The sequence below is a fragment of the Olleya sp. KKT75 genome, from assembly GCF_055635485.1.
Map to the genome: position 1 here is coordinate 1,716,063 of NZ_CM145759.1, position 10,699 is coordinate 1,726,761.

6 protein-coding genes are annotated in these 10,699 nt (G+C 33.7%); 5 read left to right on the forward strand and 1 reads right to left on the reverse strand.

What is annotated here, in order from left to right:
• Nucleotides 1–6: 6 nt before the first annotated feature.
• On the reverse strand, nt 7–2,916 hold the full coding sequence (locus tag ACZ2G2_RS07620; RefSeq protein WP_470394856.1) for a SusC/RagA family TonB-linked outer membrane protein: 2,910 nt from the start codon (nt 2,914–2,916) through the stop codon (nt 7–9).
• Between the two features lie 269 nt (nt 2,917–3,185).
• Here ACZ2G2_RS07620 and ACZ2G2_RS07625 point away from each other — a divergent pair, with 269 nt between their 5' ends.
• The 5 genes from ACZ2G2_RS07625 (at nt 3,186) to ACZ2G2_RS07645 (ending at nt 10,698) form a co-directional block, all read left to right on the forward strand.
• The gene (locus tag ACZ2G2_RS07625; RefSeq protein ID WP_470394857.1) at nt 3,186–4,226 is read left to right on the forward strand and encodes a LacI family DNA-binding transcriptional regulator; all 1,041 of its coding nucleotides are present in this window, start codon (nt 3,186–3,188) and stop codon (nt 4,224–4,226) included.
• A gap of 132 nt (nt 4,227–4,358) precedes the next feature.
• Nucleotides 4,359–5,732, forward strand: coding sequence for an MFS transporter (locus ACZ2G2_RS07630; protein WP_101201987.1), 1,374 nt, complete (start codon nt 4,359–4,361; stop codon nt 5,730–5,732).
• 3 nt (nt 5,733–5,735) lie between these two features.
• Complete coding sequence (pgmB, locus tag ACZ2G2_RS07635; protein WP_282069385.1) at nt 5,736–6,392, forward strand: beta-phosphoglucomutase; 657 nt, start codon at nt 5,736–5,738, stop codon at nt 6,390–6,392.
• A gap of 60 nt (nt 6,393–6,452) precedes the next feature.
• Nucleotides 6,453–8,759 (forward strand): glycoside hydrolase family 65 protein, encoded by a 2,307-nt coding sequence (locus tag ACZ2G2_RS07640; protein WP_470394859.1) that lies wholly within the window; start codon nt 6,453–6,455, stop codon nt 8,757–8,759.
• A 19-nt stretch (nt 8,760–8,778) separates the two neighbouring features.
• On the forward strand, nt 8,779–10,698 hold the full coding sequence (locus ACZ2G2_RS07645; protein WP_470394861.1) for a glycoside hydrolase family 13 protein: 1,920 nt from the start codon (nt 8,779–8,781) through the stop codon (nt 10,696–10,698).
• Nucleotide 10,699: the final 1 nt, after the last annotated feature.

The following is a 10,699-nucleotide window of genomic DNA, read 5'->3' on the forward strand; positions in this document are numbered from 1 at the left end:
TTTTTATTAAAAATCAATGTTTACACCCATTACAAAAGATCTAGGTCTTGGATAAAAGTTATTATCGATACCTAAATTAATTTCAGGATCTAATCCACTGTAATCTGTTATTGTTAAAACGTTTTGTAATGATCCGTAAAACCTAAACGTTGTGTTTTTTACTTTATCTAAAGTATAACCAATTGTGATGTTGTCTATTTTAAAGAAAGATGCTTCTTGTACAAAATGGTCACTAGTAGCTGTTCTATCACTAATTACCGTAAATCCACTGTTATAGTAGTCAGAATGAATGTTAGATAAAATGTTATTGTTAGTTGCGTTAAGTAAAACACCTCTATTAGCTTCTACATCATTATACATATAGTTTCCTACACTAGCTCTTGATTGTAAAGAGAAGTCCCAGTTTTTATAACTAGCATTTGTATTAAAGCCCATTAAGATATCTCCAAATGGATCTTCTTTGATGTATTTGTCTTCGTCGTTTATAACGTTATCTCCGTTTCTGTCTACAAAAACACCTTCTAATGGTGTTCCGTTAACATCATATACTTGTTCAAAAACATAAAAACTATTAGCAGATTCTCCTTCGCGATGAATTTGAACCGTGTTACCAGTTCCTGTAGAAATACCACCCTGTGCTTGGTCTACATTAAGCTTTGTAATTGTATTGTCATTAAAAGAAACATTGTAGTTAACGGACCATTCAAAATCGTCTGTTTTTACAGGAATAACGTTAAGGTTAAATTCTAAACCTTTGTTTTCCATATTACCAATGTTTTTGTTTACTCTGTTTCCAAAGTTTGTAAAAGGATCTACAAGTGCAGAAGCAATTAGGTCGTTAGTTTCTTTTACATAAGCGTTAACCGATCCTGAAATACGTCTGTTTAAAAAGGCATAGTCTAAACCAACATTAAATGTTTTTCCAATCTCCCAACGTAAATCCTTGTTAATAGGTTCAGGTCTGTAGGTTTGAAAGAAACCAGTACCAAATTGGTAATTAGCAGTATCTGTACTTCCGTTATATCGTGTTAAAAACTGGTAGTCACCTAATCCGTTTACGTTTCCTACTTCACCATAACCAACACGTAATTTTAATTCGTTAAAGAAAGAATCTTGCATAAAATCTTCTTTGTGTACACTCCATGCAGCAGCAACAGAAGGGAAAATTCCCCAACGGTCATCTGGGTTTAATTTTGAAGAAGCATCGGCTCTTACGGTAGCAGTTAAATAATATTTACTATCGTAATTATAATTAGCTCTTCCAAAATAAGATAATAAAACATTTTTAGATTTATCTATAAACTCAAATTGGTTTCCATCTTCTTGAGCTTCGCTATCATTACTAAAGTTGTCATATTCAAAAGACTGGTATGCGTAACCTCCCGCAACTGTTAGATTATGAACATCCTTAAACGTTTTGTTATACGTTAAATACGCATCAAAAACTTTGTTGTCAGAGTTTTGAGAATAACTAGTTTTAGAACCGTTAAAGGTTGGGTCTGATGTTGGAATAAATTCTGAAGTTACTGTACGACCATGACTGTTAGAAGTGTCGTAACCAAGATTAACTGTTGCAGTTAAATCTTCAAAACCATGTATTTTATAATCAAATTTAGCACTACCAACAAAACGTCTAACTTCTGCAGTATCATCCTTTAGGTTTAATAAAGCTAATGGGTTAGTTGGCGCTAAGTTATTTTGGTTTCCTGTTCCTGCATCTAACCATGCAAAATATCCACCGTATTGTGAGTTAGGATCTAAAATAGATTGTGTAGGGTCAAAACTTACAGCACTTCCAATAGCTCCTCTATCAGAAAATGTATTTTCAGTATACATTGCTCTAGCATTTAATTGTACGGTTAAATGGTCTTCTAATAAACTTGGAGTAAGACTTATTGATCCTGTTGTACGTTTTAAATTGTCGCCATCTAATATTCCGTCATGTTCAGAATATCCTAAAGACGCACGCATTGGTACACCAAAAGCATTACCTAAAGCACTAAAGTTATGGTCTTGTCCAAAGGCTGTTTTGTATATTTCGTCTTGCCAGTCTGTATTTGCATTTCCTAATTGTGCAATTTGAGCAGGCGTACCTATATCATTAATTAAGGTTCTAAATTGATCTGCGGATAATACATCAACATTATCAATTGGACTGTAAACCGTAGTTTGAGAACTTACGTTAAATTTAAAGTCTTTGTTTTTTCCTTTTTTAGTAGTAATTAAAATAACACCATTGGCAGCTCTAGATCCATAGATTGCTGTGGAAGAGGCATCTTTTAAGACTACAAAAGTTTCAATATCATTTGGATTAATAAAGTTTAAAGGGTTTCTAGTTCCTCCAACACCACCGTTATCTAACGGGATTCCGTCAATAACGTAAAGTGGTTCTGTAGTTAAGGATAAAGATCCTGCTCCACGTATAGTAATGCTTTGTCCTTCTCCAGGCGCTCCACTTCCAGAAGTTACATTTACACCTGCTACTTTACCACTAATAAGTGATTGTGCAGATACAATTGGTCCTTTGTTAAAGTCTTCGCTGGTTAGTAAATCTGTTGTTCCTGTTAAATCTTCTTTTTTTACACCACCATAACCAATAACTACAATTTCATCTAAAAGTGCAGCATCTTCAACTAGAGCAACATTTAATTTAGATTGACCTGTATATGTTATTTCTTGAGAGACATAACCAATGTAAGAGTATACTAAAACGTCTCCATTGTTAACATCAAGTGAGTAATTACCATCAAAATCCGTAGCTGCACCTTTAGTTGTATTTTTTATAATAACATTAACCGTAGGTATGGGTAAGGCTGAAGCTTTTTCAGTAACTGTCCCTGTAACTGTACTTTGTGCAAGTAAAACAGTTGGTATAAACAGTAAAGCTAATAGAAGCCTTTTAAAAATTGTTTTCATACAATAATATTAAATTAGTTTAAATTTTAAATGTATATTTCTACTTCTCGAGGATAAAGCTATGTAAATTTTATGTTAACTTTTTATCTCAATTTTGAGAATGTGCTACGAAAACGTTTTCGTGTTGACAACTTTTTGAGTATTTGAGGGAAATGACTCATAAATATTGAATTATCGTCATTTTTTAATAGATATTTGGAAAGAACCAATAAGTTTAACGTCATATATTTGTTAAATCTCAAACTCAGTACCAAACAACCACCTTATTTATGAAAAAAAGAATAACACTTAAACAAATTGCGAGAGAATTAGATGTGTCTATTTCTACGGTTTCTAAAGCGTTAAGAAATAGTATTGAAATCAGCGAAGACACCCGTCAAAAAGTACAAGCTTTTGCTAAATTTTATAACTACAGACCTAATAATATAGCACTTAGCTTAAAAAACAGAAAGACAAAGACTATAGGTATTATCATACCAGAAATAGTACATCACTTCTTTTCTAAGGTTATTAGCGGTATTGAAGCAGTAGCCAATAAAAGAGGATATAATGTTATTGTTGGACTGTCAAATGAGTCGTTTGCAAAAGAGGTAATCAACATGGAAATGTTAGCCAATGGTAGTATTGACGGATTTATATTGTCTATTGCAAAAGAGACGTTACAACAACAAGATTACCATCATTTTACCGAAACGATTAATCAAGGAATGCCTATCGTGATGTTTGATCGCGTTGTCAATGCTATAAAGTGTGATAAAATAATTGTAGATGATGTTTTAGGTGCAAAAAAGGCGGTTAGTAAGCTAATAAGTAATGATTGTAAAAATATAGCCATTATAACCACTAAAGATTATGTTAGTGTCGGAAAATTAAGAACGCAAGGGTATTTAGAAGCTTTAGAAGAACATAAAATTAACCCAAAAGCAAGCTTGATTTTAAAGGTGGATGATGAGTTATTATCGGAAGATCATTTAGATTCTCTTGAAAAAGAAATCGAAAATTTGTTTAGAAACAATAAAAAACTGGATGGTATTTTTGCTGTAAATGAGTTGTATGCAATTACAGCAATGAAGGTAGCCAGAAAGTTAAAAATGAATATTCCAGACGATCTTCAAATTATTGGTTTTACAGATGGTGTATTGTCTAAACATGCAGTACCAGCCTTAACTACCGTAAGTCAACATGGCCAGAAAATAGGTGAAAAAGCTGCCGAATTATTGATAAATAATTTAGAAAGAGAAGACGAAGAAGACATCTACGAAACCGTAGTTATTGAAACAGAATTGATAGAACGCGAATCAACAAAATAAAAAAATAACCTTGGTCATTTAAAAACTTTTATATCTTTACAGCATTCAAAACTTATATTTTTACTTCTCAGGTAATATAGTTTTGATAGGTTTTTTCGCTTATCAAATAGTATCAACTAATAAAATACTATTATGAAAAAACGCACACTTGGTTTTTTAGAAATCTGGAACATGAGTTTCGGTTTTTTAGGAATTCAATTTGGTTTCGCCTTACAAGGCACTTCAATGACAAGAATATTTCAAACATTAGGAGCTGCTCCTGATGAGATCCCTATGCTTTGGATTGCTGCACCTTTAACAGGTCTGCTTGTTCAGCCTATTATTGGTTATATGAGTGATCGTACTTGGAGTGAAAGATGGGGACGAAGAAAACCTTATTTTTTAATTGGAGCGGTACTTAGTACTATGGCTTTATTTTTTATGCCTTACTCTCCTGTATTGTGGGTGGCAGCAGGCCTTTTATGGATTTTAGATGCTTCTATTAATATTTCAATGGAGCCTTTTCGGGCTTTGGTTGCGGATAAATTACCAGAGTCTCAGCGCTCTTACGGATTTGTAATGCAAGCTTTAATTATTGGAATAGGAACATGGATTGCTAGTAGTTTACCGGAAATAGTATCCTATTTTGGGATAAGTAATTCTGCGGACTCAGGGGTTTTACCCATGTCTGTAAAATTATCATTTGCAATAGGTGCTCTAGTGTTTCTAGGAAGTATCCTTTACACGGTGCTTACAACTACAGAATATCCACCAGAGGATATGGAAGCTTTCAAAAAAGAAAAGGCTAAAAAAAACCAATTCATTCCAGACATTCTAAATAATATTGGAAACATGCCACTAACAATGAAAAAACTTGGCTTAATCCAGTTTTTCTCATGGTTTGCATTTTTTACCATGTGGAGCATGGCAAATCCGGCACTAACAGAGCATGTGTTTAAAACACCAGCTCCTGTAGAGACTGCTTATGACATGACTATTCCGGCTCAAGCCGAAGCTTTTAATGTTGTAAATACTGCCTTTCAAGAATCGTCAAATGCAATAGGATCTGCAATGGGGGTTTATGGGTTATCTTCTATGGCGTTTGCTTTATTATTAGTGTTTTATACCTCTAGAAAAAATATTAACCGAAAGTATGTCCACATGGCATCTCTAATCTTAGGAGGTCTTGGTTTTGTATTGATGAACTACACCTCTCCTGATAACTTAAAATGGTGCTTTGCATTAATTGGGTTTGCTTGGGGTAGTATTTTATCTATGCCTTACGCTATGTTATCAAGTTCTGTAGACCCTAAAAAAATGGGAATGTTTATGGGGATCTTCAATATGTTTATTGTTATTCCGCAAATTATCGCAGCACTTGGAGGTATTAATTTTATCTCAGGACTATTAGGTGATGACGCTATTAATGCAATGACTGTTGCAGGAATTAGCTTAATAATTGCAGGACTTTGCAACTTATTAATTACCAACAAAAACGCAATTACATACCAAGCAGAAGAAATTTAAAAGATGAATAAAAAAGGATTCATATTCGATTTAGACGGTGTCATCGTAGACACAGCAAAATACCACTTTTTGGCTTGGCAAAACCTTGCAAAAAGTATAGGTATTGATTTTACACACGAGCAAAACGAACAACTTAAAGGTGTTAGCCGCGTAAAATCATTAGAGAAAATATTGGAATGGGGAAATAAAACCATTTCAGAAGAACTGTTTGCCTCATTAATGGGTAAAAAAAATGAAGAGTATTTAAGCTTCATTGAAAAAATGACTGATGAAGAAGTCTTACCTGATGTACCTAAAATATTAGCGTATTTAATTGCTCAAAAACAACCAATTTCTTTGGGTTCTGCTAGTAAAAATGCACGCCCAATTTTAGAAAAAGTCAACTTGCTTTCTAAGTTTGATGCTATTGTGGATGGTAACGATGTAAGCAAAGCAAAACCAGATCCAGAGGTGTTTTTAATAGCAGCACAGCATTTAAATATGAAACCAGAAGATTGTATCGTGTTTGAAGATTCAGTAGCAGGTGTTCAAGCAGCTAATACTGCTAACATGATATCTATTGGTATTGGAGAAAGAAATGTATTACATGAGGCTGATTATATCTTTTCGGATTTTACTGAAATAGAAAATAGCTTTATAGAAGAATTAATAAATAGATAAAAATATTGATTGTCACACTGAGCGTAGTCGAAGTGTATGTTATCAAAAAAATATAAGAAAATGAATCAAGATTATATACAACCAGACAATTGGTCTATAATTGAAGAAGGTTTTGATGCAGATCGCGTAAAATCTTCAGAAAGTTTATTTAGTATCGGAAATGGCGCCATGGGACAACGTGCTAATTTTGAAGAACAGTACACCGGTCCAACCTTTCAAGGAAGTTACATTGCAGGGGTTTATTATCCAGACAAAACCAGAGTGGGTTGGTGGAAAAATGGTTATCCAGAATATTTTGCAAAAGTGCTAAATGCACCAAATTGGATTGGTATTAATGTAGAAATTAATGGCGAACAGTTAGATTTAAATACCTGTGTTGCAATCACTAATTTTAGAAGAGAGCTTAACATGAAAGAAGGTTGGTTGTCTAGAACGTTTACAGCAACGCTTCAAAATAAATCAGAAGTAGAGGTTAAAACAACACGTTTTTTAAGTTTAGATTTAGATGAGGTTGGTGCAATTAATTACCAAGTAACACCTTTAAATGGAGACGCTACTATTAAATTTCAACCGTATTTAGATTCAGGAATTACTAATGAAGATACCAATTGGGATGACCAATTTTGGGATACTTTAAAAGTGACTACAGAAAATGATAAGGCTTTTATTGAAGCAAAAACCATGAAAACAGGTTTTCATACTTGTACGTTTATGCAGGCTTCAGTGTATTTAGAGAACAAAAAACAAGAGCAAAATCCTGAAGTTTACCATCAGGAAAATGCGATTGCATTTACTTATAGTCTTTCGGTTGCAAAAGGACAAACAGCAAGTGTTGTTAAGTTTGGAGGTTATACTGTAGATCGTAATCACGATAAAACGGAATTAGTTTCAGCAGCAAAAACAGCTTTATTTACAGCTTCAGAAAAAGGGTTTACACAGCTTTTAGAAGCGCAAAAGCAAGCTTGGGATGCTATTTGGAAAATGTCAGATATCACTATTGATGGAGATGTAAAAGCACAACAAGGGATTCGTTTTAATATTTTTCAATTAAATCAAACCTATTTAGGTAAAGATTCTAGTCTAAATATTGGTCCAAAAGGATTTACAGGAGAAAAATATGGCGGAAGTACTTATTGGGATACGGAAGCATATTGTATTCCGTTTTATATGGCTACCAAAGATCAAAACGTCGCGCGTAACTTATTAAAATACAGATATAATCACTTAGAAAAAGCGATTGAAAATGCCGAAAAGTTAGGTTTTAAAAACGGAGCAGCATTATACCCAATGGTAACCATGAATGGTGAAGAGTGCCATAACGAATGGGAAATTACCTTTGAGGAAATCCATAGAAACGGAGCTATCGCGTTCGCTATTTTTAACTACTATCGTTATACAGGCGATTACAGTTATATTCCAGAAATGGGATTAGAAGTCCTTATCGGAATAGCAAGATTCTGGCACCAACGTGCTACGTTTTCAACAGATAAAAACCAATACGTTATTTTAGGTGTTACTGGTCCTAACGAATATGAAAACAACATCAATAATAATTTTTACACTAACTATTTAGCTAAATGGTGTATTGATTATGCGTTAGAAAATATAGAGAAAGTCAAAGAAGGACATCACGACGATTATTTGCGTATTACGGGCAAAACAAAAATTACTCACGAGGAGTTACATGCTTGGCAAAAAGTTGCAGATAATATGTATTTCCCATATTCTGAAAAGCATCAAGTGTATTTACAACAAGATGGCTTTTTAGATAAAGAATTAATTACTGTAGCGGATTTACCAAAAGTAGATCGACCAATAAATCAGAAGTGGAGTTGGGATAGGATTTTACGTTCGCCTTACATTAAACAGGCTGATGTGTTACAAGGGTTTTACTTTTTTGAAGACCAATTTTCTACTGAAGAATTGAAACGTCATTTTGATTTTTACGAACCATTTACCGTGCACGAAAGCTCGTTATCACCTTGTGTGCATAGTATTCAGGCAGCGAAGTTAGATCAAATGGATCAAGCATATACGTTCTATTTACGTACCTCTCGTTTAGATTTAGACGATTATAATAAAGAGGTAGAAGAAGGCTTGCATATTACTAGTATGGCAGGTACTTGGATGAGTATTGTCGAAGGTTATGGCGGGATGCGTATTAAAAATGATATGCTAAATTTTGAACCTCGTATTCCTAAAGAATGGGACGCGTATTCATTTAAAGTCAATTTTAGAGACCAAATATTAAAAGTAAATGTGTCACAATCAGAAACTACTTTCGAGTTAGAAGGTAACACAGATTTGATCATAATAGTAAATAATAATCCCTTGACTATTTCGCCAAATAACTTGGTGAAAGCATAAACTAAAGACACTAATTAAGATGACAAAATTAATACACATAGCATTAATCGTTTTAATTAGTGTTAGTTTTTCATGTAAAGAAAAGGTTGGCAACACTAAAGTTTCTGAGGTTGTAACCGAAGTTAAAAATGACATAGAAAGGATTGAGCCTCCTAATTGGTGGGTTGGTTTTAAAAATGAACAACTCCAGTTATTAGTCAAACATCCTAATATTTCTGAAGCAAAAGCAAGCATAAAGTATCCAGGTGTGTCTATTGATAAAGTCCATAAGGCGGATAGTCCTAATTATTTATTTTTAGGATTGTCTATAGCAGAGCATGCCAAAGCAGGACAGTTTAATATTTATTTCGATTTTAAAAACGGAACGCAACTTGTACAAACCTATCAATTAAAAGATAGGGAGACCGAGGCTGCGGATATACAAGGATTTGATAGTAGTGATGCTATTTATCTAATAACGCCTGATCGTTTTGCAAATGGAGATATTTCCAATGATATAGATGTCAATTTAAACGAGAAAACCATAAACAGAGCAGACGATTATGGTAGGCATGGTGGTGATATAAAAGGAATCATAAATCATTTAGATTATATTCAGGAGATGGGGTTTACCCAAATTTGGTCGTGTCCATTGTTAACTAATGATATGCCCGAATCGTCATATCATGGTTACGCAATGACGGATTTTTATCAAGTAGATCCACGTTTTGGAACTCTAGAAGAATATCAAGAATTAGCTGCAAAAGCTAAAGAAAAAGGTATTGGTTTAATCATGGATCAAGTCGCAAACCATTGTGGAAGCCAACATTGGTGGATGCAAGATTTACCTTTTAAAGATTGGGTTAATCAGCAATCTAATTTTGAAAATAAACAACCATTAGCTAATTCTAATCACAGACGTACAAGTAACCAAGATTTGTATGCTTCAAATCGTGATAAGACCGAAATGACTGAAGGTTGGTTTAGCGCAAGAATGCCAGATTTAAATCAGCGTAATCCGTTTATGGCTAACTATATAATTCAGAATAGTATTTGGTGGGTTGAAACCTTACAATTAAGCGGAATCAGACAAGATACTTATCCTTATCCAGACAAAATGTTTATGTCGGATTGGGCTGGAGCTATCATGGACGAGTATCCTAATTTTAGTATTGTAGGAGAGGAATGGAGTTATAACCCATTACTAATTGGGTATTGGCAAAAAGGGCATGAGAATAAAGACGGTTACCAATCTAATTTAAGATCAACCATGGATTTTGCAATGCAAAACAATATTGTGGACGCTTTAAATCAAGAAGAATCTTGGGATAAAGGTTTGGTTAAAATATATGAAGGCTTAGCAAACGATTTTGCATATGCCTCTCCAAAAGATATTATGATATTTCCGGATAATCATGATATGAGTCGCATTTTTACACAATTAAAAGGGGATGTGCCAAACACGAAAATAGCTTTAAGTTACCTATTAACCTTACCTAGAATTCCGCAATTATATTACGGAACAGAAATTTTAATGGACGACTTTGCAAAACCAGGAGATCATGGTTTGATTCGTACTGATTTCCCAGGAGGGTGGGAAGGTGATAGTGTTAATGCATTTTCAGGCGAAGGCTTAACAGATGCGCAAAAAGAGATGCAGTTATTCCTTAAAAAAGTATTGAATTACAGAAAAACAAGTGCTGCTATTCACGACGGGAAAACCATGCACTTTGCACCATTTATGGGTACGTATGTTTTATTCAGAAGTATTGATGAAGAAACCGTTGTTGTAATCATTAATAAGAATGAAACACCAATGACCATCGATTTAAAACGTTATGAAGAAGCAGGATTATATGGAAAGACATTAAAAAATATAATTTCTGGTGAAACTTTCAATTGGCAAGATAAAATTATCTTAAACGAAAGAGGAAGTCTGTTATTAACCACTAAATTATAAA

Coding starts and splice junctions, on each gene's coding strand:
- ACZ2G2_RS07620 (WP_470394856.1), bottom strand. CDS start 2,916: ATGAAAACAATTTTTAAAAGGCTTCTATTAGCTTTACTGTTTATACCA.
- ACZ2G2_RS07625 (WP_470394857.1), top strand. CDS start 3,186: ATGAAAAAAAGAATAACACTTAAACAAATTGCGAGAGAATTAGATGTG.
- ACZ2G2_RS07630 (WP_101201987.1), top strand. CDS start 4,359: ATGAAAAAACGCACACTTGGTTTTTTAGAAATCTGGAACATGAGTTTC.
- pgmB (WP_282069385.1), top strand. CDS start 5,736: ATGAATAAAAAAGGATTCATATTCGATTTAGACGGTGTCATCGTAGAC.
- ACZ2G2_RS07640 (WP_470394859.1), top strand. CDS start 6,453: ATGAATCAAGATTATATACAACCAGACAATTGGTCTATAATTGAAGAA.
- ACZ2G2_RS07645 (WP_470394861.1), top strand. CDS start 8,779: ATGACAAAATTAATACACATAGCATTAATCGTTTTAATTAGTGTTAGT.